General features: G+C 72.9%; 25 protein-coding genes. 16 read left to right on the plus strand and 9 right to left on the minus strand.

Translation table 11 applies throughout. The annotated features are described in order from the left end of the window. Nucleotides 1-6: 6 nt before the first annotated feature. Nucleotides 7-1,272 carry an extracellular solute-binding protein gene (locus tag IG94_RS0119550; RefSeq protein WP_031038204.1) on the minus strand — a complete coding sequence of 422 codons (1,266 nt, stop codon included), beginning with the start codon at nucleotides 1,270-1,272 and terminating at the stop codon, nucleotides 7-9. A gap of 112 nt (nucleotides 1,273-1,384) precedes the next feature. On the opposite strand from IG94_RS0119550, the gene IG94_RS0119555 reads away from it, so the two are divergent. The 3 genes from IG94_RS0119555 to IG94_RS0119565 all read left to right on the plus strand — a co-directional run bounded on the left by IG94_RS0119555 (nucleotide 1,385) and on the right by IG94_RS0119565 (nucleotide 4,687). Beyond that, complete coding sequence (locus IG94_RS0119555) at nucleotides 1,385-2,416, plus strand: ROK family protein (RefSeq protein ID WP_224326467.1); 1,032 nt, start codon at nucleotides 1,385-1,387, stop codon at nucleotides 2,414-2,416. Next, nucleotides 2,416-3,561 carry an N-acetylglucosamine-6-phosphate deacetylase gene (gene nagA, locus IG94_RS0119560; RefSeq protein ID WP_031038211.1) on the plus strand — a complete coding sequence of 382 codons (1,146 nt, stop codon included), beginning with the start codon at nucleotides 2,416-2,418 and terminating at the stop codon, nucleotides 3,559-3,561. Before IG94_RS0119555 ends, nagA begins: the two co-directional genes overlap by 1 nt. A gap of 193 nt (nucleotides 3,562-3,754) precedes the next feature. Then, nucleotides 3,755-4,687 (plus strand): 1-phosphofructokinase family hexose kinase, encoded by a 933-nt coding sequence (locus tag IG94_RS0119565; RefSeq protein ID WP_031038212.1) that lies wholly within the window; start codon nucleotides 3,755-3,757, stop codon nucleotides 4,685-4,687. A 43-nt stretch (nucleotides 4,688-4,730) separates the two neighbouring features. Here the strand turns inward: IG94_RS0119565 and IG94_RS0119570 are convergent, their stop codons facing one another. Both IG94_RS0119570 and cdgB read right to left on the minus strand, forming a co-directional pair. Further along, nucleotides 4,731-5,705 carry a CBM35 domain-containing protein gene (locus IG94_RS0119570; RefSeq protein WP_031038213.1) on the minus strand — a complete coding sequence of 325 codons (975 nt, stop codon included), beginning with the start codon at nucleotides 5,703-5,705 and terminating at the stop codon, nucleotides 4,731-4,733. A 121-nt stretch (nucleotides 5,706-5,826) separates the two neighbouring features. After that, a complete protein-coding gene (gene cdgB, locus IG94_RS0119575) occupies nucleotides 5,827-7,488 on the minus strand; it encodes a diguanylate cyclase CdgB (protein WP_031038214.1) in 1,662 nt (553 codons plus the stop codon). Between the two features lie 333 nt (nucleotides 7,489-7,821). On the opposite strand from cdgB, the gene IG94_RS0119580 reads away from it, so the two are divergent. The 3 genes from IG94_RS0119580 to IG94_RS0119590 all read left to right on the plus strand — a co-directional run bounded on the left by IG94_RS0119580 (nucleotide 7,822) and on the right by IG94_RS0119590 (nucleotide 9,808). Continuing rightward, a complete protein-coding gene (locus IG94_RS0119580) occupies nucleotides 7,822-8,421 on the plus strand; it encodes a flavin reductase family protein (RefSeq protein WP_078892352.1) in 600 nt (199 codons plus the stop codon). 326 nt (nucleotides 8,422-8,747) lie between these two features. Then, entirely contained in the window at nucleotides 8,748-9,113 is a 366-nt protein-coding gene (locus IG94_RS0119585; RefSeq protein ID WP_031038217.1) for a hypothetical protein, read from the plus strand. Nucleotides 9,114-9,115: 2 nt separating this feature from the next. After that, nucleotides 9,116-9,808: a hypothetical protein gene (locus tag IG94_RS0119590; protein ID WP_031038219.1), complete on the plus strand. Its 693-nt coding sequence runs from the start codon at nucleotides 9,116-9,118 to the stop codon at nucleotides 9,806-9,808. Nucleotides 9,809-9,829: 21 nt separating this feature from the next. Here IG94_RS0119590 and arfB read toward each other — a convergent pair whose 3' ends face one another. Beyond that, nucleotides 9,830-10,267 (minus strand): alternative ribosome rescue aminoacyl-tRNA hydrolase ArfB, encoded by a 438-nt coding sequence (gene arfB / locus IG94_RS0119595; protein WP_031038223.1) that lies wholly within the window; start codon nucleotides 10,265-10,267, stop codon nucleotides 9,830-9,832. Between the two features lie 189 nt (nucleotides 10,268-10,456). Between arfB and IG94_RS0119600 the strand changes: the two genes are divergently transcribed. Then, nucleotides 10,457-11,032, plus strand: a complete 576-nt coding sequence (locus IG94_RS0119600; protein ID WP_031038228.1) for a TerD family protein — start codon at nucleotides 10,457-10,459, stop codon at nucleotides 11,030-11,032. A 170-nt stretch (nucleotides 11,033-11,202) separates the two neighbouring features. Then, the gene (locus IG94_RS0119605; RefSeq protein ID WP_031038231.1) at nucleotides 11,203-12,606 is read left to right on the plus strand and encodes a M1 family metallopeptidase; all 1,404 of its coding nucleotides are present in this window, start codon (nucleotides 11,203-11,205) and stop codon (nucleotides 12,604-12,606) included. A gap of 28 nt (nucleotides 12,607-12,634) precedes the next feature. On the opposite strand, the gene IG94_RS0119610 is transcribed toward IG94_RS0119605, so the two are convergent. Continuing rightward, nucleotides 12,635-13,693 (minus strand): NAD(P)-dependent alcohol dehydrogenase, encoded by a 1,059-nt coding sequence (locus tag IG94_RS0119610; protein WP_031038233.1) that lies wholly within the window; start codon nucleotides 13,691-13,693, stop codon nucleotides 12,635-12,637. A 109-nt stretch (nucleotides 13,694-13,802) separates the two neighbouring features. Between IG94_RS0119610 and IG94_RS0119615 the strand changes: the two genes are divergently transcribed. Continuing rightward, nucleotides 13,803-14,408, plus strand: a complete 606-nt coding sequence (locus IG94_RS0119615; RefSeq protein WP_043484058.1) for a TetR/AcrR family transcriptional regulator — start codon at nucleotides 13,803-13,805, stop codon at nucleotides 14,406-14,408. A gap of 25 nt (nucleotides 14,409-14,433) precedes the next feature. Here the strand turns inward: IG94_RS0119615 and IG94_RS0119620 are convergent, their stop codons facing one another. After that, nucleotides 14,434-16,179 carry a protein kinase domain-containing protein gene (locus IG94_RS0119620; RefSeq protein ID WP_043484060.1) on the minus strand — a complete coding sequence of 582 codons (1,746 nt, stop codon included), beginning with the start codon at nucleotides 16,177-16,179 and terminating at the stop codon, nucleotides 14,434-14,436. 227 nt (nucleotides 16,180-16,406) lie between these two features. Between IG94_RS0119620 and IG94_RS0119625 the strand changes: the two genes are divergently transcribed. Both IG94_RS0119625 and IG94_RS0119630 read left to right on the plus strand, forming a co-directional pair. Then, nucleotides 16,407-16,907: a hypothetical protein gene (locus tag IG94_RS0119625; RefSeq protein ID WP_031038238.1), complete on the plus strand. Its 501-nt coding sequence runs from the start codon at nucleotides 16,407-16,409 to the stop codon at nucleotides 16,905-16,907. Nucleotides 16,908-17,013: 106 nt separating this feature from the next. After that, nucleotides 17,014-17,787 carry a glycosyltransferase family 2 protein gene (locus IG94_RS0119630; RefSeq protein WP_031038240.1) on the plus strand — a complete coding sequence of 258 codons (774 nt, stop codon included), beginning with the start codon at nucleotides 17,014-17,016 and terminating at the stop codon, nucleotides 17,785-17,787. 82 nt (nucleotides 17,788-17,869) lie between these two features. Here the strand turns inward: IG94_RS0119630 and IG94_RS0119635 are convergent, their stop codons facing one another. After that, nucleotides 17,870-18,850 carry a zinc-dependent alcohol dehydrogenase family protein gene (locus tag IG94_RS0119635; RefSeq protein WP_031038241.1) on the minus strand — a complete coding sequence of 327 codons (981 nt, stop codon included), beginning with the start codon at nucleotides 18,848-18,850 and terminating at the stop codon, nucleotides 17,870-17,872. Nucleotides 18,851-18,952: 102 nt separating this feature from the next. Between IG94_RS0119635 and IG94_RS0119640 the strand changes: the two genes are divergently transcribed. The 3 genes from IG94_RS0119640 to IG94_RS0119650 all read left to right on the plus strand — a co-directional run bounded on the left by IG94_RS0119640 (nucleotide 18,953) and on the right by IG94_RS0119650 (nucleotide 21,716). Further along, nucleotides 18,953-19,903, plus strand: a complete 951-nt coding sequence (locus IG94_RS0119640) for an AraC family transcriptional regulator (protein ID WP_052410762.1) — start codon at nucleotides 18,953-18,955, stop codon at nucleotides 19,901-19,903. 213 nt (nucleotides 19,904-20,116) lie between these two features. Then, nucleotides 20,117-20,866 (plus strand): SDR family NAD(P)-dependent oxidoreductase, encoded by a 750-nt coding sequence (locus IG94_RS0119645; protein WP_031038248.1) that lies wholly within the window; start codon nucleotides 20,117-20,119, stop codon nucleotides 20,864-20,866. Between the two features lie 55 nt (nucleotides 20,867-20,921). After that, nucleotides 20,922-21,716, plus strand: a complete 795-nt coding sequence (locus tag IG94_RS0119650) for an alpha/beta fold hydrolase (protein ID WP_052410763.1) — start codon at nucleotides 20,922-20,924, stop codon at nucleotides 21,714-21,716. A gap of 35 nt (nucleotides 21,717-21,751) precedes the next feature. Here IG94_RS0119650 and IG94_RS0119655 read toward each other — a convergent pair whose 3' ends face one another. Further along, on the minus strand, nucleotides 21,752-22,471 hold the full coding sequence (locus IG94_RS0119655; protein WP_078892353.1) for a pentapeptide repeat-containing protein: 720 nt from the start codon (nucleotides 22,469-22,471) through the stop codon (nucleotides 21,752-21,754). A gap of 138 nt (nucleotides 22,472-22,609) precedes the next feature. Between IG94_RS0119655 and IG94_RS0119660 the strand changes: the two genes are divergently transcribed. Together IG94_RS0119660 and IG94_RS0119665 are read left to right on the plus strand one after the other, a co-directional pair. Continuing rightward, nucleotides 22,610-23,770 (plus strand): FAD-dependent oxidoreductase, encoded by a 1,161-nt coding sequence (locus tag IG94_RS0119660; protein WP_031038256.1) that lies wholly within the window; start codon nucleotides 22,610-22,612, stop codon nucleotides 23,768-23,770. A 144-nt stretch (nucleotides 23,771-23,914) separates the two neighbouring features. Next, nucleotides 23,915-25,417 (plus strand): MFS transporter, encoded by a 1,503-nt coding sequence (locus tag IG94_RS0119665; protein WP_031038260.1) that lies wholly within the window; start codon nucleotides 23,915-23,917, stop codon nucleotides 25,415-25,417. A 16-nt stretch (nucleotides 25,418-25,433) separates the two neighbouring features. Here IG94_RS0119665 and IG94_RS0119670 read toward each other — a convergent pair whose 3' ends face one another. Beyond that, nucleotides 25,434-26,012, minus strand: a complete 579-nt coding sequence (locus tag IG94_RS0119670; RefSeq protein ID WP_031038263.1) for a TetR/AcrR family transcriptional regulator — start codon at nucleotides 26,010-26,012, stop codon at nucleotides 25,434-25,436. Nucleotides 26,013-26,054: the final 42 nt, after the last annotated feature.

Raw genomic sequence — 26,054 nt, forward strand, 5'->3', positions numbered from 1 at the left:
GGCCCGCTACTCGGCGCTGCCCGCCTGCGACGCGGTGGTCTGGATCCGGGCGAGCACGTCCTCGGGGTTGCCGCCGGGGGCGACCGCCTGGCCGATCTGCTTCTTGACGGCGGCGCTGACCGAGGCCCAGGAGGTCTTGTCGACCGGGTACAGCTCGGAGAGCAGCAGCTCGTCGAGGAACGGCTTGAGCTTCTTGTCCTCCTCGGAGCCGCTCATGGCCTGGGAGGCCGAGGTGGTCACCGGCAGCAGGTTGTACTCGCGGGAGAAGTCGAGGACGTTCTCGTCGCTGTAGACGTAGTCGAGGAAGTCGCCGATCTCCTCCTGGTGGCCGTTGCTCTTGAAGGCCGTCATCCAGTCGGAGACACCGAGGGTGCTCTTGCTCTCCCCGTCGGCGCCGGGGGTCGTGACCATGCCGTACTTCACGCCCTTGTCGCCGGCCATCTTCATCAGCGAGGGGTGGCCGTTGAGCATGCCGACGTCGCCGTTGGCGAAGGCGGCGAAGGCGTCGGCGCGGTCGAGTTCGCCGGGCGCCACGGGGCCGGTGAGGCCCTTGCCGACCAGTTCGTCCCGCAGCCAGGTGAAGGTGGTGGCGTTCTGCGGCGAGTCGACGGAGTAGGTGCCGAGGTCGTCGGTGTAGCCGCCCCCGCCGCTGAGCATCCACTGCATCGTCTCGGCCTGCGCCTCCTCGGGTCCCAGCGGCAGGGCGTACGGGTACTTCACGCCCTCGTCGTCGAGTGCCTCGGCGGCCTTCGCGAGGTCGTCCCAGGACGTGGGCGGCGTGACGCCGGCCTTGTCGAAGAGGGTCTTGTTGTAGAAGAGCACGCGGGTGGAGGCGGCGAAGGGCAGCCCGTACTGGGTCCCGTTGACCTGTCCGGCGCCGGCGAGCTGCGAGACGAAGTTCGCCTGGACCGGGATCGAGAGCACGTCGTCGGCGCGGTAGAGCAGGCCCTTGTCCGCGTAGTCGGAGTAGGCGCCGATCTGCGCCATGTCGGGTGCGTCGCCGGCCTCGACCATGTCGCGGACCTCGCGGTCGACGTCGTTCCAGGAGTGGACGGTGACGTCCACGTGCACGCCGGGGTGGTTGGCCTCGTAGGACTTGGCCAGCTCGTCCCAGTACTTCTGGGAGCTGTTGTCCTTGCTGTCGCCGTAGTCGGCGGCCACGAGCTTCAGGGTCACCTCGTCCGAGCCGCCGGTCAGGCCGCAGCCGCCGAGGGCCGCCGTCATGCCCAGCGCGGACACCACCGCGATCGTTCCAGTCCTACGCCGCTGCACGCTTGTTCCCCAACCCTGCATTTACTCATGCACTTGTCCGTTTAACGGATTAAGGTCTACACCACAGCAGTGGACTAGACCTCTCGCGGGTCCACGGGCCACACTGTCCCCCGTGAGACATGTCATCGCCCTCGACGTGGGCGGCACCGGGATGAAGGCCGCCCTGGCGGGACCGGACGGCGAGCTGCTGCACCAGGCCCGCCGGGCCACCGGCCGGGAGCGCGGGCCCGAGGCGGTGGTCGCGGGCATCCTCGACTTCGCCGCCGAGCTGCGCGCCTACGGCGCCGACCGGTTCGGCGAGCCCGCCGTCGCCGCGGGTGTGGCCGTCCCCGGCATCGTCGACGCCGAGCAGGGCGTCGCCGTGTACGCGGCCAACCTCGGCTGGCGCGACGTGCCGCTGCGCGCGCTGCTCGGCGACCGGCTCGGCTCGGTGCCGGTCGCCCTCGGGCACGACGTGCGCACCGGCGGGCTCGCCGAGGGGCGGATCGGGGCCGGCCGGGGCGCCGACCGGTTCCTGTTCGTGCCGCTGGGCACGGGCATCGCGGGCGCCATCGGCATCGACGGCCGGGTGGAGTCGGGCGCCCACGGCTTCGCGGGGGAGATCGGCCACGTCGTCGTGCGCCCCGGCGGCATCCCGTGCCCGTGCGGGCAGCGCGGCTGTCTGGAGCGGTACGCGTCCGCGTCGGCGGTCGGCCAGGCGTGGGCCGGGGCCTGCGGCGCCCCGGACGCGGACGCCGCCGACTGCGCCAAGGCCGTCGCGTCGGGCGACCCCCGCGCGCTCGCCGTCTGGCAGGACGCCGTGGACGCGCTCGCCGACGGGCTGGTCACCGCGCTCACTCTGCTGGACCCGCGCGTCCTGATCGTCGGTGGCGGCCTCGCCGAGGCGGGGGAAACCTTGTTCACACCGCTGCGGGACGCCGTCCGGCGCCGCGTCACCTTCCAGGAGCTGCCGGGCATCGTCCCGGCGGCGCTGGGCGACACCGCCGGCTGCCTGGGGGCCGGGCTGATGGCCTGGGACCTGCTCGGCGCCGGACCGCAGGGCCCCGGACCGCAGGGCCCCGGACCGCAGCGGACCGAACCGGACGGCGCCGGCCCGCACCGCACCGCTCCCACGACCGTGACTGACCCGGAGGTAACCACCTGATGGCCCCAAGCAAGGTTCTGGCCGGTGCCCGGGTGGTACTGCCCACCGGGACCGTGGACGACGGCCGCGTGATCGTCGACGGCACGCGGATCGCGGACACGGCGCCCCCGCAGGCCGAGGTCGTCGACGTGTCGGGCCACTGGGTGGTCCCCGGCTTCGTCGACGTCCACAACCACGGCGGCGGCGGCGCGTCCTTCGCCGGCGGCACCGCCGAGGAGGTCCTGAAGGGCGTCGAGACCCACCGCCGGCACGGCACCACCACGACCGTCGCCTCCGCCGTCACCGGCGACCTGGACTTCCTCGCCCGGCACGCCGGGATGCTCGCCGAGCTGGCCCAGCAGGGCGACATCGCCGGAATCCACTTCGAGGGGCCGTTCATCTCCCCGTGCCGCAAGGGCGCGCACGACGCCCAGCTGCTGCGCGACCCGGACCCGGCCGAGGTCCGCAAGCTGGTCGACGCGGCGCACGGCCACGCGAAGATGATGACGCTGGCGACCGAGCTGCCGGGCGGCCTGGACTCCGTACGGCTGCTCGTCGAGCACGGCGTGATCGCGGCCGTCGGGCACACCGACGCGACGTACGAGCAGACGCTCCGGGCCGTCGACGCGGGCGCGTCCGTCGCCACGCACCTGTTCAACGCGATGCCGCCGATCGGCCACCGCTCCCCCGGCCCCGTCACGGCGCTGCTGGAGGACGAGCGGGTCACCGTCGAGCTGATCAACGACGGCACGCACCTGCACCCGGCGGCGCTCCAGCTGGCCTTCCACCACGCGGGTGCCGCCCGGGTCGCCTTCATCACCGACGCGATGGACGCGGCCGGTTTCGGCGACGGTCGCTACCGGCTCGGCCCGCTGGAGGTCGAGGTCGCGGACGGCGTCGCCCGGCTGGTGGAGGGCGACTCGATCGCGGGCTCCACGCTCACCCTGGACCGCGCCTTCAAGCGGGCGGTGACGGTGGACGGGCTGCCCGTCGAGGACGTCGTCGCGGCGATCTCCGCCAACCCGGCCCGGCTGCTCGGCCTGGCCGACCGGACCGGCTCCCTGGAGCCCGGCAAGGACGCCGACCTGGTCGTCCTGGACGACGCCTTCGACCTGGTGGGCGTGATGCGCCGGGGCGCCTGGGTGGTCGATCCGCGCCGGGGCTGACCGGTCGTCCCCGTGCCGGACGCCGCCCCGGACCGGCACGGGGGACGCTGTGATCCCCGCTCGGACCACAGTGGCCGACCTGGGACTGGGCTCGTCGCCGTCCATTTGGCATGATCGTGTCCGCGGAACACGCCTTTCCGCACACGTACACGCATGCACCACAGCCGCGGGCGAGCGGGGGAGGTCGGCCCAGGTGATCGTCACCGTCACACTGAACACCGCGCTCGACATCACCTATCGCGTCCGGGGCCTGCGGCCGCACGCCTCGCACCGGATCACCGAGGTGACCGAGCGGCCCGGCGGCAAGGGCCTGAACGTGGCCCGCGTCCTGGCCGCCCTGGGGCACGAGGTGACCGTCACCGGCTTCGCGGGCGGCACCACCGGGGACGTCGTGCGCGAGGGGCTGACCGGCGTGCCCGGCGTGAGCGACGCGCTGATGCCGGTGGCCGGGGCGACCCGGCGCACCATCGCCGTCGTCGACGAGCTGACCGGCGACACCACTCAGCTCAACGAGCCGGGACCGACCGTGACCGCCGCCGAGTGGAGCGCCTTCCAGGAGGCGTTCGAGGACCTGCTGTCCGGCGCCGCCGCCGTGGCCCTGTGCGGCAGCCTGCCGCCGGGCGTGCCGGTGGGCGCGTACGCCGGGCTGGTGCGCGCCGCGCGGACCGCCCAGGTGCCGGTGCTCCTCGACACCAGCGGGGAACCGCTGCGGCGGGGGCTCGCCGGCCGCCCGGACCTGATCAAGCCGAACGCCGACGAACTGGCCGAGCTGACCGGCTCCCACGAGCCGCTGCGGGCCGCGCAGGCCGCCCGGCGGCGCGGCGCCCGCTCCGTGATCGCCTCACTGGGCCCCGAGGGCCTGCTCGCGGTGACGCCCGAGGGCCGCTGGCGTGCGGCGCCCCCCGCCCATGTGCACGGCAACCCGACCGGCGCGGGCGACTCGGCGGTCGCGGGCCTGCTCTCCGGCCTGGTCGAGCACCTGCCCTGGCCCGAGCGGCTGGCCCGCGCGGTGGCCCTGTCGGCGGCGACGGTGCTGGCCCCGGTGGCGGGCGAGTTCGACCGGACGGCGTACGAGGAGCTGCTCGGCCGCGGCGTCGAGGTGACGGCGGAGGCCGGCGCGGCGTGAGCGCGGGCCCCGGTCAGGGCCCGGTCACGGCCGGGTCACTCGGTCACTCGGTGGAGAGGGAGAGCTGGTCGAGGACCAGGTCGCACTTGTTGCCCTCGTTGCACGCCAGCTCGATCGTGTTGGTGCCCTCGGTGAGGTTGACGTTGGACCAGGTGGTCTTCCAGCCCTTTTCCCAGTCGCCCTCGGGGGTGCCGCCGAAGTTCTTCATGTTCATCGGGCGCGACGAGGCCTTGCCGTTGATCACCAGGGTCGCGTCGGCGTCGGTGCCCGGGGTGCCGTAGCGCACGTTCAGCCGGTAGCTGCCGGCCTTCTCGATGCCGTTGACGGTCCAGGTGACCTTCGCGCCGACCTGGTTGAAGCCCGAGACGTAGACGCCGCCCTCCGACTCCGCGCCGTCGATGTCCGACGCGAGCGTGGCCGAGCCGCCCAGGCGCATCGCCTTCGCGTCGACGGAGGGCAGCTCGGCGCTCTCCTCGTCGCCGCCGTCGCTCGCCGACGGGCTCGGGTCGGTGCTCTGGGACTGGGTGGGGGCGGTGTCGCCGCCCGCCTCGTCGCCGCCCTCGTCCTCGGAGCCGCTGCTCGTCATGGCCACGGCGATGCCGATGACCACGGCCGCGACGACCGCGACCGCGCCGATCAGCAGGCCCTTGGTGTTGGGGCCGCGGCGCCCGCCGCCCCCGCCGCGGCCCGACGGCTGCTGCGGGGCCCCGGGGCCGCCACCGCCGGGGAAGGTCTCCGGCGCGGCGTAGTGCGCGTTCGGCTGCCCGTACGCCCCCTGCGGCTGGCCGTAGGCGCCCTGCTGGGGCGGAGCGGCCTGGCCGTAGGCCGCCGTCGCCGCGGTCTGGCCCTGCGGTGCCCCGTACTGCCGTGCGCCGACGGGACGCACCCGGTTGACGGAGTTCGGGTAGCCGTAGCCACCGGACGGCGGCTGGGCCCCGTTGGCCTGCCCGTCGGCGTAGAGGTAGCCGAAGGGGTCGTCGTCCTCGGGCGTGCTCGCGCCGTTGTTGCCGGGCGTCATCCCTTGGTCTCCTAACCAGATGCGGTGCGTGGTGCGGTACCGGTGTATGAGAGAGCGAGCCTACCCGGTCCCACTGACCCAAACGGGTGACTCGGGCCGCATCAGGGCACTGGCCTGCTGTTCATCCGGCGCGGCGGTGCTGTTTGGGACGAGATCGTTTCTCGACGTACATCCGTTCGTCGGCCGACTTCAGGACTTCGTCCGCCGTCATGCCGCAGTGGGCCCAGCCGATGCCGAAGCTGGCGCCGACGCGCACGGCCCGGCCCTCGGCCCGGATCGGCTGGATGATCTCGCCCCGCAGCCGCGCGGCGAGGTCCTGGGCGTCGGCCAGGCCGAGTCCGTTGGCGAGGATCACGAACTCGTCGCCGCCGAGCCGGGCCACGGTGTCGCCGTCGCGCACGCCGCCGCTGAGCCGCCGGGCGACCTCGATGAGCACGGCGTCGCCGGCGTTGTGCCCGAAGCGGTCGTTGATCGACTTGAAGCCGTCCAGGTCGCAGAAGAGGACCGCGAGCCCCTTGGTGCCGTCGTCGCGGCCGTCCTCGGGGGCGACGGCGTGCACGTGGTGGTCGAAGCCGCCGTAGGGCTCGGCGGCGGCGCCGAAGTCGAAGGTGTGGCCGCCGGAGTCGAACACGGCGGAGCCCCCGTAGGCGGCGTCCATCGCGTCGGCCACGGCCGCGTGCGGGGACTGGGGCCGCTGGCACAGCCGGGCGGCGAGGCGGGACCGCAGCTCGGCGCTGTTGGGCAGGCCGGTGAGGGAGTCGTGGGAGGCGCGGTGGGCGAGCTGGAGCTCGTGGCGCTTGCGGTCCTCGATGTCCTCGACGTGGGTGAGCAGGAAGCGGGGCCCGTCGGCGGCGTCGGCGACGACGCTGTTGCGCAGCGAGACCCAGACGTAGCTGCCGTCGCGGCGGCCCAGGCGAAGCTCGGCCCGGCCGCCCTCGGCGGAGGTGCGCAGCAGGGTGCCGATGTCCTCGGGGTGCACGAGGTCGGAGAAGGCGTAGCGGCGCATCGCGGAGGCGGGGCGGCCGAGGAGGCGGCACAGGGCGTCGTTGGTGCGCAGGATGCGGCCGTGCTGGTCGCCGCCCATCTCGGCGATGGCCATGCCGGAGGGGGCGTACTCGAAGGCCTGCCGGAAGCTTTCCTCGCTGGCCCTGAGGGCCTGCTGGTCGCGCTCCAGGCGGACCAGGGCGCGCTGCATGTTGGAGCGCAGCCGGGCGTTGCTGACGGCGATGGCGGCCTGGAAGGCGTACATCTGCAGCGCCTCGCGGCCCCAGGCGCCGGGATGGCGGCCGTTGCGCGGCCGGTCCACGGAGAGGACGCCGATCAGCTCGCCGCTGCTGCCGCCCTGTGGGCCGGGCGCGTACATCGGGGCGAAGAGCCGGTCCGAGGGGTGCCACTCGTCCTCGAAGCGGGGCGCGGGTCCGTCGGTGTACCACTGCGGGACGTCGTCGTCGTCGAGGACCCAGCCCTCGCTGTGGGGTATGAAGATCAGGTCGCCCCACTGCTGCCCCATGCCCAGGCGCCGGTCCCAGGACTCGCGGGAGCCCGCCCGGCCGGTGATGAGGGCCTCGGCGGCCTGGTTGCCGGCGAAGGCGGCGACGACGAGGTCGCCGTCGGGGCGGACCAGGTTGACGCAGGCCAGCTCGTACCCGAGGGCCTGGACGACGCCGTCGGCGACGGCCTGCAGGGTGTCGGCCAGGCTGCGGGCCTTGTTCATGTCGGCCATGGCCTGGTGCAGTTGCCGCAGGGACGCAAGGCGGACATAGGGCTCCGACTCGGTCTCCATGCTCGCCCTCCCCCCGAGACCTCGCAGCGAATCAAGGGTTGTCTTCGGCGCCGTTGCTGATGGTGCCCTTGCGGTACTGACTGGTGCCTTGCAGGTTCCCCGCCACTGAATCACAGCGCGCTGCCCACTCGGTACACAGGGTCAACAATAATCGCTCCCTGTGACTCAAGTCACAGGTAAAGATGAACAATTGAGTGTTGTTTCCGCGCTCTTCCTATGCGTTTCCTGAACGCAAACTCTGTGCGTGTGCGCACCTCTCGTTCCATGGTCCTAGGTCCCGGTTCGGACCGGAGCCCGATGCCGGGCCGGTGCCACGGAGATTAGCGTGACGGAGTGCCGAACACTCCCCCTCTCCCGTCACCCGCGTCCCACCCGCCCCCGTTCCCCCCGCCCGCCCCCGGGCATGCTGAGGGGGTGAGCAACGAGGAGTTCCGTGCCGCCATGTCCCGGCTGGCCTCGGGCGTGGTCCTGGTGACCGCGCAGGAGCCGCCGCTGGACCCCGACGACCCGCTGGCGCCGGGCGGCGAGGACGTCGGGATGACGGCCACCGCCTTCCTGTCGGTCTCCCTGGACCCGCCGCTGGTCCTGGTCAGCCTGCGCGAGGGCTCCCGGATGGACGACCTGCTGGACGAGCAGCCCCTGTGGGCGGTCTCCGTGCTCTCCGAGAGCCAGCGCCACATCGCCGGCCGGTTCGCGATGAAGGGCCGGGTCAGCGACCGCCTCCTGTTCGCGGACCTCCCCTACACCCGGGGCGAGGCGTCCGGGGCGCCCCTGGCGGGCGGCGCCCTCGCGACCCTGGAGTGCCGCACCGAGCAGCGCGTACCCGCCGGGGACCACACCCTCGTCATCGGCCGCGTCCTGACCGCCGCCCTGCCGAGCGCGGACGGGGGCCCGCTGACGTACTTCCGGGGGCGCTACCGGCAGTTGGGCTGAGCGCGGGTCCCCGGGCCTCGCGCGCCCGGAAGCGATCACTTCCGCGAACCTCGGCCCCCGCCCCCGGCATCCGGGTCCGTCCGGACCAGGAGCGCGCCGTCGACCGGCGTGAGGCTCCGCGCCGATACCCGCGTCCACCACCGCGTCACTCGTCACCGTGTTACTCGTCACCGCGTCACTCGTCCTGACGAAAGCGTTCCGGCGTACCCGCTGGTCAGCACCCTCGCCCCGGCCGCCGTGGGAGGGGCCGGGGCGGCGTCTCTTTGATAGTGGGCCGTGACAGGGCGGTGCCGGTCGTGCGGCCGGCGCCCCGGTGAGGGGGAGAGTTGTCCGAGGTGGAGCGGGTGGCCGAGGCGCTGGCGGCCGGAGCGGCGGCGGGGCTGACGGAGACCGTCCGGCGAGTCGTGCGGGACGTGTCGGCCCGGCTGCTGACCCTGCCGGGCCGCCGCCGGCCGGCGGCGGACGACGCACCGTCGGACGCGGACGATGGCGCGGGCGCGGACGATGGCGCGGGCGCAGACGAGGGCACGGGCGCGGGCGCAGACGAGGGCGAGCGCGGCGGGCAGGCGCCGGAGGGCGGGCGTGCCGCGACCGCCGGGTCCGGACCGGCCGCCACGTACCACGTCGTCGCGACCGGCGCGAGGGGCGTGCTGGTCGGCGACCACGCGGTGCAGCACAACACCTTCAACTGACCGTGGCCGAGCACCGTCCCGACTCCGGGCCCCCGCACAAGCGGTACTGGATCCTCGCCTACCGGTCGGTCGTCACGGCCGGGGACGGCAGCACCCAGAACAACACCTTCGCGCCGAAGGCCGGGGGCTGGGCGAGGAAGCTGGCGAGGACCGCCGTCCTGGTGGCCCTCCCCGTGCTGTGCGTCGGCGGCAACGACACGGCCGTGGAGTCGTCGCCGACCCCCGGCACCACCGCGTCCGCCGCTCCGGGGCCCGTCGTTCCCGGCCCCTCGAAGAGCCCCACGCCCTCGCGCCACCCGCGCCCCGGTCCGACGGAGGCGTCCCCGACCGGCCACCCGGCCGCTCCGCCCGCGCCCCGGCCGGTGGAGCCCGCACCCTCGACGTCGGCCCCGGCGCCCGGCCCGTCCGCCTCCTCCCGGCCGCCGGCCGCACCCGTGCCGTCACCGACGCGGAACTGCCGGACGCAGCGGGAGTACCGGGTCACCGCGAAGGGGCAGATCTGGGACGCCGAGGGCAACCGCGTCGGCGACGTGGCCTCCGGCACCCTGTTCTTCCGGCAGGAGGTGGCGAGTTATCCCGAGCCGGTCGACGACCGCTTCTACGGCACGGTCGACGCGGTGCTCTCGGGCAGCCCGAACGGCTACGTACTGCGGAAGAAGCTCGACTTCGTGAAGACGGTCGAAGTCTGCGACTAGCCCGAGTGGTCCCCGCGCCCCCTAGTCCCAGTCCTTCGGGGAGCGGCCCCGCTTGGTCTGGGAGCGCTGCTTCTTCTCCCTGAGGCGGCGCTCGTTGATGCCGCGCGGTATGCGGGTGGGCCTGCGCGGCCTGGGCGGAGGGGCGGTGGCCTCGGCGAGGAGGGCGGCGAGGCGTACGGCGGCGGCCTCGCGGTTGCGCCACTGGGAGCGGTGCTCGGAGGCGCGGACGGTGACGATCCCGTCCGTCAGGCGGCCGGCCAGCCGCTCCAGCGCCCGCCGCTTCCACACCTCGGGCAGGGCCCCGGTGCGCGCGAGGTCGAAGCGCAGCTCCACCGCGGTGTCCGTGGTGTTGACGTGCTGTCCGCCGGGCCCCGAGGAGCGCGAGAAACGCCAGACCAGCTCGGCCTCCGGCAGGAGGACGGAGCCGCGGATGACATGGGGACCGGACATGCCGTCCATGTTCCCGCTCCCGGGCGTCCCACGTCACCCGAATATCCCCGCCGTCCCCGCCCGCCGCTCCCCGGCCCCTCGCCCCTCGGCCTTGGGTAAAGAAAGTAAAGAGGGGTGGAACCTTGCGGACCCCTCTCGCGTTCATGGTGGTAGCTGTAGCTTCTTGCCGTACGTAAACGAGGGAAGGGACTCCCAACAATGGCTGTAAGCCTGTCCAAGGGTGGCAACGTCTCGCTCACCAAGGAGGCTCCGGGCCTGACCGAAGTCACCGTGGGGCTCGGCTGGGACGTCCGCACCACCACCGGCACCGACTTCGACCTCGACGCCTCGGCGATCGCGGTCAACACCGAGGGCAAGGTCTACTCCGACGCCCACTTCATCTTCTTCAACAACAAGCAGACGCCGGACAACACCATCGTCCACACCGGTGACAACCGCACCGGCGAGGGCGACGGCGACGACGAGGCGATCAACGTCAACCTCGCCGGCCTGCCCGCCGACATCGAGAAGATCGTCTTCCCGGTCTCGATCTACGACGCGGAGAACCGCTCGCAGAACTTCGGCCAGGTGCGCAACGCCTACATCCGCATCCTCAACCAGGCCGGCGGCGCCGAGATCGCGCGCTACGACCTGTCGGAGGACGCCGCCACCGAGACCGCCATGGTCTTCGGTGAGCTGTACCGCAACGGCGCCGAGTGGAAGTTCCGCGCCGTCGGCCAGGGCTACGCCTCGGGCCTGGTCGGCATCGCCCAGGACTTCGGCGTGAACGTCTGACGTCCGCCCCGCGGTTCCACTCCGTTCGAAGGCCTCCCGGACGTCCGGCCGGGGGGCCTTCGGCGTGCTCGGCCACCAGCGACACGGGCCTGCTCGGCCGCCGCCGGGAAGCGGGCGCCGGCACCCGCCCCAACAGGCGTTTCACGTGAAACGCCCCATAGGATCACGAGGTGCGCACCCCCCGCCTGCTCGCGTCCGCCACCGCCCTCACCGCCCTCGCGGCGTGCGGTGGCGACGGCGCCGTCGGGGGCCGCCCCGGTGGCCCGGGTGCGGGCGACCCGTACTTCCCCGAGGCGGGCAACGGCGGTTACGACGTCGCCCACTACGACCTGAAGCTGGACTACGACCCGGGCACGGGGCGTCTCGCCGGCCTCGCGACGATCACCGCCCGTGCGACCCGCGGCCTGTCGGCCTTCAACCTGGACCTCAAGGGCCTCGACGTCGAGAAGGTCGCGGTCGGCGGGCGGGAGGCCCGCTCCCACCGGGCCGGGCAGGAGCTGACCGTGCGGCCGGCCGACGCGCTGGACGCCGGGGAGACGTTCCGGGTGACCGTCCGCTACTCGGGCCGGCCGGTGACGGTCACCGACCCCGACGCCTCCGAGGAGGGCTGGCTGCGCACCGCCGACGGCGCGGTCGGGCTGGGGCAGCCGACGGGCTCGATGGCCTGGTTCCCCGGCAGCCACCACCCCTCCGACAAGGCGGCCTACGACCTCGCGGTGACCGTGCCGGAGGGCCTCGGCGCGGTCTCCGTCGGCGAGTTGCGCGGCGAACGGGCCCGCGCCGGCCGTACGACGTTCACCTGGCACGCCGCCGAGCCGGTGTCGAGCCACGTGGTCACGGTCGCCGTCGGCCGGTGGGAGACCGACCGCTCCCGCACCGGCGACGGCCTGCCGGTGTACACGGCCGTCGACCCGCAGCAGGCCGACGCGAGCCGCGAGGTCCTGGCCCGGATCCCCGAGATCATGGACTGGGCGCGGAAGAACTTCGGCCCCTACCCCTTCTCCTCCACCGGCGCGATCGTCGACCGCGCCGGGGACGCCGGGTACGCCCTGGAGACCCAGAACCGCCCCTACTTCCCCGGCGCCCCGGACACGGTCCTGCTCGTCCACGAACTGACCCACCAGTGGTTCGGGAACTCCGTCAGCCCGAAGACCTGGCGGGACATGTGGCTCAACGAGGGCTTCGCCACCTACGCGGAGTGGCTGTGGCAGGAGGACCACGGCGGCGACAGCGCGCAGCAGACGTTCGACGCGCTTTACGACGGGACGTACTACCCGGACGAGGCCGCGAACGACGCGGTCTGGTCCTTCCCGCCCGCGGACCCGCCGGACGCCGCGCACATCTCCGCGAGCCCCGTCTACCAGCGCGGCGCGATGGTCCTCCACCAGATCCGCCGGGCCGTCGGCGACGACGCCTTCCGCGCCCTCCTGCGGGGCTGGGCCGCGGCCCACCGCCACGGCAACGCGGACACGGCCGACTTCACGGCGTACGTCGAGAAGTCGGCCCCGGACGAGGACTTCACGGAGATCTGGCGGACCTGGCTGCACGGCGAGGGCCGTCCGCGGCGGTCGTGAGAGCGCCCGCCGCACGAGGCCGGGCAGGTCAGTCCAGGTCGGACAGGTCGAGGACGAAGCGGTGGCGTACGTCGCCGCGGCTCAGGCGGTCGAGGGCCTCGTTCACCCGGGCCGAGGGGAGGAGTTCGATGTCGGCCGTGATGCCGTGCGCGGCGCAGAAGGCGAGCATGGCGGCGGTCGACCCGCTGCCGCCGCTGCCCGCGGAGCTGAGCTTCTTGCGGCCCGCCAGCAGGTCGAAGGTCTCGACGGTGACCGGCCCGAGGTGTCCGACGCTGCTGAGGGTGCCGTCCAGGGCGACCATGCGCAGGTAGGGGCCGAGGTCGTGCGGAGCGGGGACGGTGTCGACGAGGATGTCGAACCGGTCGCGGGCGGCGGCCGTCTGCTCCGGGTCGGTGGAGACGACGACTCCGTGGGCGCCGAGGGCACGCGCGTCGCCGGCCTTTTCCGGTGAGCGGGTGATCACGGTGGTGTCGGCGCCGAGGGCGACGGCGAACTTGACCGCGAGGTGGCCGAGTCCGCCGAGCCCCGCCACCGCGACGCGGGTGCCGGGTCCGGCGCCGAGGGCCCGCAGGGGCTCCCAGACGGTGATGCCGGCGCACAGCAGGGGTGCGGCGCCGGCAGGGTCGAGGCCGGCGGGGAGGGCGTACGCGAACCGCTCGCGGACGACGTACTCCCGGGAGTAGCCGCCGAGGGTGGTGGAGCCGTCGACGCGGTCGGTGCCGCCGTAGGTCAGGGTCGGGAAGTCGTGGCAGAAGTTCTCCTGGCCGGCCCGGCACATCGCGCACGCGCCGCAGGAGTCGACGATGTTGCCGACCGCGACCGGATCGCCCGTGCGGAAGGCGGTGACCCCGGGTCCCGTGGCGGTCACCACGCCGGTGAACTCGTGGCCGGGGACGAGGGGGCCGCCCTGGCCGCCGTCGGTGTCGCGTCCCCGGACGGCGTGCAGGTCCGTGTGGCAGACGCCGCAGTAGTCCACCCGGACGGCGAGGTCGTCGGGGCGCAGGTCGCGCCGCTCCAGCGGCGCCCGCCGCAACACCGTCGCCGTACCGTCCGTGCTCTTCGCCTGCCAGCCCGCAGTGGTCCTCATGACATCGCTCCCGCTCTGCAAACAGACTGTTCTGTCTGTTTGACGGTAGACGCATCCCGCGAGCAAGGCAAACCAACTGTTCTGTTTCGCGGTGCGGTACCCTGCGGGCATGCCCGACCTGCCCGACCGGCCCCTGACCTCGCGCGGAGCCGCCACCCACCGGCGCATCCTGGACGTCGCGACGCGGGAGTTCGCCGAGCACGGGATCGCCGGGGCGCGGATCGAGCGGATCGTCGCCGCCGCGCACACCAACAAGGCGCAGCTGTACGCCTACTTCGGCAGCAAGGACGGGCTCTTCGACGCGATCTTCTTCGCGTCACTGGACCGGATCGTGAACGTCGTGCCGATCGACGCCGACGACCTGGCGGACTGGGCCGTGCGCCTCTACGACGAGTACCTGCGCCGCCCCGATCTCATCCGGCTGGCCACCTGGGCGCGGCTGGAGCGGCGTCCGACGGGGCACCTGGTCGACGGCGCCGACCGCCGCGACGACGCCAAACTGCGGGCCATCGCCGAGGCCCAGGCGGCGGGGCGGGTGCGCCGGGGGGACCCGTTCGACGTGCTGGCGCTCGTCATCGCCATGTCCATGGCCTGGTCACCGGTCAGCAACGTCTACGCGGCGACCGCCGGGGAGCCCGCGGAAGAGCACGAACGCCGTCGCGCCCTGCTGCGCGACACGGTCCGCCGCGCCACGGCGGCCGCGACGCCGGGCTGACCGCGTCCGGCGCGGCCCGCGGCGCTCAGGCGGTCCCGGCGACGCGCTTGCGCTGGAGCGAGGTGAGCCGGGTGACGAAGAGCAGGGCGAACACGGCGCTCACGACACCGAGGAAGCTGCTGGCCTGGCCGTTGAAGGCGCTCACCATGGCGTCCCCGGCGAACTCCGCCTCGTCCCAGCTGCTGTAGTCGTTCAGCGACATCCCGAGCTCGAAGAGCCAGAGCCACCACCAGGTGTGCAGCAGCCACCGCCCGGCACCCCGCGGACTGCCCGTCGTCGCCGTCCAGATGTCGTTGGCGATCTGCTTGGGCATGAAGACGTTGACGACGGGGATGAACCAGGAGCCCACCGCCAGACCGAGCCGGTAGCGGATGCGGCCCGGCGCGAAGGACTCGGCGTTCTGCCGCACGCGGCGGAACCAGAGCACCCACACGATCACCAGCGCGAGCTGCAGCGCCCCGAGCGCGATGTCGGCCGCCAGATTCAGGGCCCGCAGCGACGTGAAGTTGCCGACGGATCTGGTGGTCGCCCCTTCGGACAGCCCGCCGAGCCGGGTGTAGGTCTCCGTGAGGAGGTTGAACCGGGCCAGGGACAGCCCGGTGAACAGGATGAACAGCACCTGCAGCGCCGTGCCGAGCGGCTTCGCCGAGCGCGCGGCCGACGGGCCGTACGGCGAGGGAGTGGCGGGCCCGGGTCCGGGAGGCGGGGTGGAGTAAGGCGACGGCTGGGCGAACCCCGGGCCCGCCGCGTACGGCGAGGGGCCCTGCCACGGCGGCGGCGTCGACGGGCTGTACGGCGAGGGCGGCGGGCCGAAGCCCCCGGCGGGCGCCCCGACCGGGACCCGGTCCTCCGGGTCCTCGCTGTCCAGGAGCTGGACGGCGTGCCGGCCCAGCTCGGCCAGCACCTCGCCGGGCAGCCAGGCGCGGCCCGGTGCGGCGTCCGCGCCCTCCAGGTCCTCGATCGACGTCAGCAGGTCGTCCAGCGTGGTGCGCTTCTCGGGGTCCTTGACCAGGCAGCCCGCGATCAGGCCCTGCCAGGGCTCGGAGATCCCGGTCAGGTTCGCCTCTTCGGTCGCGATGCGGAAGAGCAGCGCGTGCATCCCGCTCTCGTCGGTGCCGAAGGGCATCCGGCCGGTCGCGGCGTAGGCCAGCACCGCGCCGAGGCAGAAGACGTCACTCGCGTAGGACACCTTCTCCCCGCGCACCTGCTCGGGCGACATGAAGCCGGGCGACCCCACGACGGCACCGGCCGCGGTGAGTCCCTCGGCGGACTGCGTGGACACGTCCAGCGCGCGGGCGATGCCGAAGTCGATGACGCGGGGTCCGTCGATCGTGACCAGGACGTTGGAGGGCTTGAGGTCGCGGTGCACGAGACCGGCGGCGTGGATGGCCTGCAGCGCCCGCACCAGCCCGGCGGCCAGCACCCGCAGGGTGGAGGGCGGCAGCGGCCCGTACTGCCGGTCGACGACCTCGGCGAGCGAGGGCCCGGCGACGTACCCGGTGGCGACCCACGGGGTCGACGCCTCGGTGTCGGCGTCCAGCACGGGCGCGGTCCACTCGCCGCCGACGCGCTGCGCGGCCTTCACCTCCTGGGAGAAGCGCCGCCGGAAGTCCGGCATGCGGGCCAGCTCCTCCCGGACGGTCTTGACGGCCACCGTCCGGCCCCGGTCGGAGCGCGCCAGGTACACCCGGCCCATGCCGCCTTCGCCGAGTCTGCCGAGCAGCCGGTACCTGCCGATCCGTTCGGGATCGCCCGGTATCAACCCGTCCATGCTTGCTCCCTCTCCCCCGGCGACACCGTGCGCACCGGGATTACGCACGAGGATAGGGACAGGAGGTGCCTGTGGAAAACCCGGTACGCCCGGGGCGGTTGGGGCGTTCGTCCACTCCCGGCCACGGATGCGGTGAACGCCCTCCCGCATCCGCCCCGGGTGCGCCCCGGCGTCCGCGGCACCCTCCGCGTCCGCGTCCGGCCCCGCGTCCGTGACACCATCGCCGCGTGCTCGACATCGGCTACGCCCTCTCCACCCGCTTCCCCGACCCGCCCCAGACGGACTACCGCCGCGCGGACGTCCGTGCCCTGCGGCACGACCTGTTCTGCGGGGACGTGTACCTCGCCGACACCGAGGCGGACCGGGAACTGTCCACAGCCTGGGGATGGGTGCCGGTGCTCGACTTCGCGTGGGCGCTGTGCGACATCGCGGAGCGCGTCGACCGGGACCCGGCGGGCTCCCGGGCGGCCCGGCCGCAGCGGGCGGAACTGGACTTCACCGAGTCCGCCGACCGCCTGCTCTTCGAGCGCCGCTTCGGCTGGGTCGACATCGAGGCGGAGTGGCTGCCGGCCTCCGAGCCCCCGCTCTCCTTCTCCCACGCCGAACTCCGCCGCGAGGCCCGCGACTTCCTCCAGGACCTGCTCGCCGACCTCACGGACCTCCACGAGGACCTGTCCGACAACCCGGCGGTCTGGACCCTGCAGGCCCGCTTTCCGCGGATCGCGTGACGGCCCCGGTCCGGCCCCGGCCGGCGACTGCCGCCTGCGTGTCGGCCCCGCTCGGCAGCGATGCTTGAATTGGACCGTTGTTCCTGATCCAGCAAGGAGATGTGCCGTGCCCCTGGTGTCTGTCGTGATGCCCGTGTACAACTCGGCCGCCACCCTCGGCGCGGCCGTCCGGTCGGTACTCACGCAGACCCACGGCGACCTGGAGCTACTGGTCACCGACGATCAGTCCTCCGACGGCTCCATGGACCTGCTGCGCGAGTTCGCCGCCCGGGACGAGCGGGTCCTGCCGGAGTCCGCACCCGAGCGGGGCGGTGCGGGCCGGGCCCGCAACCTCGCCATCGAGCGGGCCCGCGGGGACTACATCGCCTTCCTGGACTCGGACGACATGTGGCTGCCGGAGAAGACCGAGAAGCAGCTCGCCTTCGCCGCGGAAGGCCGTGCGCCGCTGACGTTCACCTCGTACTTCAAGATGGACGCCGACTACGACGGCGAGAGCACCGACTGGGTCCCGAACGGCCGGGTGATCCGTGCGCGGGAGCACGTGGACTACCGCGCCATGCTGGTCCAGGACCACATCGGTGCTCTCACCGCCATGTACGACCACAAGGCCCTGGGCACGAGGCTGATGCCGGAGATGCGCAAGCGCCAGGACTACGCCCTGTGGCTGTCGATCATGCGGGACGGCGCCGACGCCCGCGGGCTGGCCGAGCCGCTCGCGGTGTACAGGGCGAACCAGGCGGGGTCGCTGTCCTCCAACAAGCTCTCGCTGGTGCAGTACAACTGGGCCCTGTACCGCGAGCACGAGCACCTGTCGGTCCCGCGGGCGACCCGCGCACTGGCCGGCGCCGCGTGGCAGTCGCTGCGCAACTCGCGCGTCTAGGCGGCACCTCCGCGGGTCACCTGCGCGCGAACGGAATCCGCGGGCGGTGATGCCGCCCGGGTGGGCGGACGAGCGGCCCGGCTCAGTGGCCGATGACGACCTTCCCGAAGCGCGGTCCCCGCTCGAAGTGGGCGAACGCCTCGGATGCCTGGTCGAAGGGGAAGACACGGTCGATGACGGGCCGGAGCGTGCTTCGGCCGAGGGCCCCGTTCATCCGCTCGAAGTCGCTGCGGCTGCCCACGCTGATCGACCTGAGGGTCGCGGCCCGGCGGAAGAAGTGGGTCACGTCCATGTCGTTGCCCGACGCGAGGTTGCCGACCAGGGCGATCTGGCCGCCGTGGGCGACGGCCTCGACGGACTGCGGGAGGGTACCGGCGCCGCCGATCTCCAGGACGCGTTCCACGCCGCCGCCGGTGAGCTCCCGCACCCGCGCGCCCCATCGCGGTGTCTCCCGGTAGTTGACGACGTCGGCCGCACCGAGCGCGCGGAGGCGCTCGGCCTTGTCGTCGTCGGACGTCGTGGCCACCACACGTGCGCCGGCCAGGCGGGCGAACTGCAACGCGAAGACCGACACACCGCCCGAGCCCTGGACGAGCAGGGTGTCGCCCGGCCCGACCCCGGCCACCGCCGACCACGCGGTGAGCGCGGCGCACGGCAGCGTGGCCGCCTCCTCGAAGGAGAGCCGGTCGGGGATGCGGACCAGGCTCTGCTGGTCGAGGACGACGTGATCGCTGAGCCACCCGTCGCGCTGCGTGCCACGCAGCGCCCCCCATCCGGGGAACGGGCCGTACACCCAGGTGGGATGGAAGGTGCCCGCGACCCGGTCGCCGACCCGGAACCGCGAGACCCCGTCCCCGACGGCCTCGACGACGCCCGCGCCGTCGGAGAGCGGGACGCGTCCCCGTACGTCGACGGAGTAGCTGTCGGAGACGATGAGCCGATCGCGGGCGTTGAGCGAGGTGGCCCTGACCTTCACCAGCACCTCACCCGCCGACGGATCGGGTACCGGGCGGTCGGTGGTGAGCGCCAGGCCACCACCCGCCCGCACCGTGAATGCACGCATGCGCGGCCTCTCTTTCGTGAACTCCCGCCACGGTAGGCTGACGGTTCTGGACGATCGGCATCTTTCCGTCCAGAATTTGATGCAGAGCGTCCAGGAGGTTCCGTGGATCCGGTCGACGACCTCCTCGCCACGATGAGGATCGAGGACGCGCGATATGTCCGAGTGGAAGCGAACGCGCCGTGGGGCGTCTCGTTCCCCCCACGGCACCTGGCCCGGCTGATCCTCGTCTCAGACGGCTCGTGCCGGCTCGACTCGGACGTCCTGGACCGGCCGCAGCGCCTGGAGCCGAACGACTGCTTCCTGGTCCGCGCGGGCGTGGGCTTCACCCTGCGGGACGCGGACGACAGCGAGATCCTCGACTGCGACGACCTGGCGGCTCGGGCATCCGGTCACCAGGTACGAGTCGGAGGGGACGGCGAGCCGACCCGGATCCTCTCCACTCGCTTCACTTTCGACGCCGTCGCCGCCGAACCGCTCTTCGCGCTCCTGCCGCCCTTGTTCCGGCTGCCCCCGGACGACGCCTCCGGCGAGCTGCTGCGTGCCACGTTCGAGCTCATCGAGCACGAGAGCTCGGCCCGTCGGCTCGGCGCCGGATTCGTCATGGGCCGTCTGTCCGACGCGCTCTTCGTCCAGGCCCTGCGCACCTGCTGCGCGGACGTCGGGAGCGGCAGCGTCGGCTGGGTCGCCGCCCTCCGGGATCCCCGACTGGCCCTCGCCATGCAGGAGTTGCACGCCGATCTGAGCCGTTCGTGGACGGTCGGCGAGCTGGCCCGAACCGCGGGGATGTCCCGCTCGGCGTTCGCCACACTGTTCAGGGAACGGACGGGCGACACCCCGCTGAGCTACCTCACGGCATGGCGCATGTACCGGGTGAAAGTCCTGCTTCGCGAGACCCCGCTGAGCGTTCAGGAGATCGCCGTCAGGGTCGGCTACGACACCGGCACCGCCCTGGGCCGGGCTTTCTCGAAGCGGGAAGGCGTCTCGCCCGGAACCTGGCGGAAGACGGTCCGGGGAGCGGGTGGCCAAGAGCCCTCTTCACCGAGGCAGACATAGAGAATACCAATACAGGTCATGCAGTGAGGCTATTTTTCTCTATGGCCGATCGGTCATACCGTGGTCCGTACCCAGGGCAGCCGCCGGGACAGGAAGACCGCGGAGCAGCGGTCTTTCTCCGCTGATCGGCAAGTCCCGCGGTGCCGGTCGCGCGAAGAGGATTCGGCAGAGTCCCGCGTCCGGTGCCGACTGCCTCGACCGAAGGAGAAAGCTGTGCGTCTCACGAACAAGGTAGCCCTCGTCACGGGCGGAAGCGCGGGACTCGGGCTGGCGATCGCTCGGAGATTCGCCGCGGAGGGCGCCCACGTCTACATCACGGGACGGCGGAAAGAGGCGCTCGACGCAGCGAAGGCCTCCATCGAGGGACGTGTCACCGCGGTCGCCGCGGACGCCACCGACTCGGGTGATCTCGACGATCTGGTCGAGGCCATCCGCCGGGAGAGCGGGCACCTCGACGTACTCGTCGCGAATGCGGGCAGCATCGAGCGGATGAACTTCGGCGAGGTGACCGAGGAACACTTCGACCGCACCTTCGATCTCAACGCCCGCGGCACGCTGTTCACGGTCCAGAAGGCACTGCCGCTTCTACGAGCGGGCGCCTCGATCGTTCTGCTGGGTTCGATCACGGCGTTCAAGGGGGACCCGGGGGCGGGTACCTACAGTGCGGCGAAAGCCGCCGTGCGCTCTTATGCGCGCACCTGGGCGGCGGAATTCGCCGACCGGGGGCTCCGGGTCAACGTGCTGAGTCCCGGGCCGATCGACACGCTCATCATCGACGGACAGGCCGAGTACTTCGGGCAGGACCCCGCGACCGTCCGGGCCCGCATGAGCACCCTCGTCCCGATGGGGCGCCTCGGGCTCCCCGAGGAGATCGCCCATGGAGCGCTGTTCCTCGCCTCGGACGAGAGCAGCTTCATGACGGGCGCGGAGCTCTGCATCGACGGCGGCATGGCCCAGGTATGACGTCCTCTCCCCACACACGCCGCCACGCGTGGCATGAAACACCGGAAGGTGCCTGATGAGGTTTTTGGCCGTCCACGGCGGCTGCCACGGAGCATGGGCCTGGGATTTCGTGAAGCCCGAAATGGTCAAGCTGGGCCACGAGCTGGTTTCGGTGGAACTTCCCGGTCATGGCAGCAGACTCAGCGAAACAGCCACACTCGACGGCTATCGCGAGGCTGTCGTCGAACTAATGGAACCCGGCGACGTACTCGTCGGACATTCCTCCGGATCTGTGGTCGCCATCCTTGCCGCGAACGAGCGGCCGGATCTGGTTTCACATCTCTGCCTGGTGGCCGGCATTCTTCCCGTCGAGGGAATGCCGCTTTCCTTCGAGCGGGAGTCGGCGAACCCCGGAGCCGGTGAAGACCCGCACAGCGGAAACGGTGCGGCGCTGGAGACCTACATGCGGATGACCGAAGACAATGAGGCGTTCTACTTCGAACGCTCCGGCGCGGTTTCGGCGTTCTACAACGACTGCTCCGAAGACCTCGTCGACTGGATTTTCCCGAAGCTCGTTCCGGAGCCGTTGGCGCCTCTGGCGGTCCCCATATCGGTCCCGAACTTCTGGGCGCAGCACGACCTCTCGCGCAGTTTCATCATGGGCTCGCGGGACACGATCTGCTTTCCCGAGCTGGCGCGTCTGCAGGCGAGGCGCCTCGGGGTGGTCCCGCTGGAGATCGACGTAGGGCACTCGCCCTGGCTGAGCCGACCGGCCGAATTCGCGAGCCTCCTGGTCGCGGCGACGAGAACCAAGCCAGTAGGACCACTTGTTCCGACCTCCTTGCATGCCATGCCCGAACAGGCCGGCTGAGCGCAACGGGATTCGTCGACGGCTCGGGAGACCTACTACTCCTCCTCCCCCACCACCCGCAGCCCCAGCTCCGCCGCCAGCACCGGGGCGAGGTCGAGGAGTTGGGGCGGGCTGATCACCGCGCCCGAGAGGCGGTCGACGCCGCGGGAGAGTTCGAGCGGGGCCGCGCCGCGCAGGTCGACGTCGGTGAGGACGGCCGCGCTGAGGTCCGCCTGCCGCAGGGCGCAGTCGACGAACGCGACCCGCTCCAGGCGGGCGCCCCCGAAGTCCGGCTCGACCAGGACGCAGCCCTCGAAGACGACGTCCTTGAGGCGGGACCGGCGCAGGTTCAGGTAGTCGATCTTGCCGCCGCGGACCAGGACCCGTTCCAGTACGGCGCCGTGCAGCTGGGTGCCGCCCAGGCGGGCGTCGTGCAGCTCGACGTCGCGCAGGGTCGCCTCCGCCAGGTCGGTGCCCACGCCCCGGACGCCGGTGAGGACCGAGTCGAGCAGCCGGGCCCGGGGCAGCGACGCCCCGTCCAGCGCGCAGCCCGTCAGCGCGCAGTCCATGAAGCGGGCCCCCGCGGCGTCCTGGCCGGACAGGTCCGTCTCCCGGAACTCCAGCGCGTCGTAGTCCCCGTCCGGTTCGAGTCCACCGTCCTCGTACGGCGTGAGCGGGGGCAGCCGCAGCTCCGGGCGCCGTGCCGCCCGCACCTTCGCCGCTCCCGTGCCCCTGCTTCTGCCGGTACCGCCGCCGGCCACCGCTCTCCTCGCCATGCCCCCATGCTGCACCCCGCCACTGACAACCCGGCCGACCTGCGCGAACGCCCGGTCACCGGCACCGTGTCACATTTCGCACGCCCTCGGACGTCGTACTGGCGACAGGCGACCCCGACCCGAGGGAGACCCCGAGCCATGCATCGCATCACCGTCGTCGGCGGCGGCTTCGCCGGAATGACCGCCGCCGTCACCGCCGCCGAGGCGGGCGCCAAGGTCACCGTGTACGAGGCCCACCACACACTCGGCGGCCGGGCCCGGACGTCCGAAGGCCCCTACCGGACCAACGACGGCCCGCACGCCCTCTACCGGGGCGGCCCGCACTGGTCGTGGCTCGCGCAGCGCGACCTGATCGGGCCGCTCGCGCCCCTTCCGGTACGGGAGGCCTCGCGGCTGCGGCTGCGGTACCGGGGCGTGCTGCGCCGCACCCCGCCCCCGGCCATGCTCAGGCTGCTGCGCCGGGGCGTCGGACCGGCGCCGGTCGACGCCGACTTCCTGACCTGGGCGAGGAGGGTCGCGGGCGAGGAGGGCGCCCGGGCCGCCGCCCACTACTGCGCCGTCGCCCTGTTCCACCACGATCCCGGTTCGCTGTCCGCCGCGTTCGTGCAGGAGCGGCTGCGCCGGGCCGCCAAGCTGCCGCCCGAGGCGCGCTACCCGCGCGGCGGCTGGCAGGGGGTCGTGGACCGGATGGCCGCCAGGGCCTGGAACCTCGGGGTACGGGTCGAGACCCTGTCCCGCGTCGACACGCTGGCCACCGACACCCCCGTCGTCGTCGCCACCTCCCTCGACGCGGCCCGCCGCCTGCTGAACGACCCCGCGCTGACCTGGCCGAGCGGCCGTACCGCCCTGGTCGACCTGGCCGTACGGACCCGGCGCGGGGACGCCTTCGCGGTCTCCGACCTGGACGCGCCCGGCTGGATCGAGAGGTTCTCGGCGCAGGACCGGACGCTGGCGCCGGCGGGCGAGCAGCTGATCCAGGGGCAGGTGCCGATCGCGCCCCACGAGTCGAAGGCCGACGGCGTCGCCCGCGCCGAGGACCTGCTCGACCTCGGGTTCCCCGGCTGGCGGGGGCGGCTGACCTGGCGGCGCGAGGCGGTGGCGAACGGCCGTACCGGCGCCGTCGACCCGCCCGGCACCACCTGGCGCGACCGGCCGGCCGTCGACCGGGGCGACGGGGTCTACCTGGCCGGTGACCAGGTGGCCGCCCCGGGACTCCTCTCCGAGGTCTCCTTCAACAGCGCCCTGACGGCGGTCTCCCTCGCCCTCGGCCGCAGGGAACTCGACCTCAGGCACGCCTGAGGACGTCGGGTGGGGACGTCGGGCGGAGGACGGCGGATGGAGGACGTCGGGCGGGGACGTAGGGCGGAGGACGGCGGATGGAGGACGTCGGGCGGAGGACGGCGGCGGGATGCGATACGTCCTGATTCGTGGTCTTCTGGCGGGGTGAGTTCCACCCGGACAGGTGACCCGGCCGCGCCCGGCGAAGCCGATCCCCGCCGCTGGTGGGGGCTGGTGGTGATCGCCCTGGCCCAGCTGATGGTCGTCCTCGACGCGACGATCGTGAACATCGCGCTGCCCTCCGCGCAGCGCGACCTGGACATGTCCGACGGCAACCGCCAGTGGGTGATCACCGCTTACACCCTCGCGTTCGGCGGGCTCCTGCTGCTCGGCGGCCGGGTCTCGGACCTCGTGGGGCGCAAACGCACGTTCGTCATCGGGCTGGTCGGCTTCGCCGCCGCGTCCGCGATCGGCGGTGCCGCGGCCAACTCGATGATGCTCTTCGGCGCCCGCGCCCTCCAGGGCGTGTTCGCCGCCGTGCTCGCGCCGTCCGCGCTGTCCCTGCTGACGACCACCTTCACCGACCCGAGGGAGCGCGGGAAGGCGTTCGGCATCTACGGCGCGCTGGCCGGCAGCGGCTCCGCGATCGGCTTCATCGTCGGCGGCGTGCTCACCGAGTACCTGAACTGGCGCTGGTGCCTGTACGTCAACGTCCCCGTCGCCGTCGTCGCCGTGATCGGCGCCCTCGTGCTGCTGCACGACCGGCCGGGCCACGCCGACGCCCGCCTCGACGTGCCCGGTGTGGTCCTGGGCTGCGGCGGCCTGGTCGCGCTCGTCTACGGCTTCAGCGAGGCGCAGCCCCGCGGCTGGACCGACGCGCTGGTCCTCGCGCTGTTCGCGCTGGCCCTGGTCCTGCTGGCCGCCTTCGTGTGGTGGCAGACCCGCGCACCGATGCCGCTGCTGCCGCTGCACATCATCCGCGACCGCGACCGCGCCGGCTGCTTCCTGACGATGATGCTGGCGGTCATCGGCATGTTCGGGCTGTTCCTCTTCATGACGTACTACCTCCAGGTCATCCTCGGCTACTCGCCGGTGCGCACCGGGCTGGCGTTCCTGCCGATGACCGTCGCGATCGTCGTCGGCTCCACCCAGATCGCGGCCCGGCTGCTGCCGCACGTGAGCCCGCGGACGCTGATGGTGCCGGGGATGCTGCTGGCCTCCGGCGGCATGGTGATCCTCACGCAGATGACCGTGCGCTCGGAGTACGTCTCGGAGATCCTGCCCGCGCTGCTGCTGATGGGGCTCGGCATGGGCCTGACCTTCATGCCGGTCTTCTCCACGGCCACCGCCGGGGTCGCCCCGCGGGACTCCGGGGTGACCTCCGCGACCGTCAACACCTCGCAGCAGGTGGGCGGCTCCATCGGTACGGCGCTGCTCAACACCATCGCGACCAGCACCAGCGCGTCCTGGATCACCGCCCATCTCACCGACCCCTCCCAGCGCGAGCTGGTCGTGCGGGAGGGCATCGTCCACGGCTACACGGTCGCCATCTGGGTGGCCGCGGGCGTCATGCTCCTCGCGGGCCTGGTCGCGGGCCTGATGGTGACGGCCAAGGCTCCCAAGCACGGCACCCCGGCCGACCGCCCGGTGCCGGAACCGGTGGCCTGAGGGCACCGCGGCACGGTCAGTCCAGGAGCCCGGCGGTGAAGTCGGCCAGCTGCGCCCGCAGGGCCTCCCGCGGCACGCCCTCCCTGCCCGCCAGGTGCTCGACCAGGTCGGCCCGCGTGGCGGCGAGCAGGGCGTGGGCGGTGAAGTCGCTGCCGGGCGCGCCGGGAATCTCCTCCAGCACGTCCCGGAGCAGCCGGTGCAGCCACTCGTAGTGCGACGCCTGGTACGGGCTGCTCCCGCCCCCGCTCTCCTCCAGGGCCACCACGAGGCGCCGGTTGTCGAGCTTGAAGCACAGGACGGCGTCGAGCAGGGCGGGGACGCGCTCCCGCGGCGGCGTCGCGGGCCCCAGGGGCGGCGGCCCCGACTCGACGGCGTCCCTGACCGGTCCGAGCCGTGCCTCGTACAGCGCCCGGAGCAGCCCGACGCGGTCGCCGAAGGCCCGGAAGAGCGTGCCCTTGCCGACCCCGGCCTCCGCCGCGACGTCGGCCATGGTGACGTCCTCGGCGCTCTCGCGCCGGGCGAAGAGGGCGTCGGCGGCGGCGAGGACGGCCTCCCGGTTGCGCGCGGCGTCCTTGCGGGACCTGTGCTCCGGCATGCTGCTCTCCTTCCTCCCTTTGCAAAACGGACCCGCAGTCCG

The organism is Streptomyces olivaceus, from assembly GCF_000721235.1.
Lineage (GTDB): Bacteria > Actinomycetota > Actinomycetes > Streptomycetales > Streptomycetaceae > Streptomyces > Streptomyces olivaceus.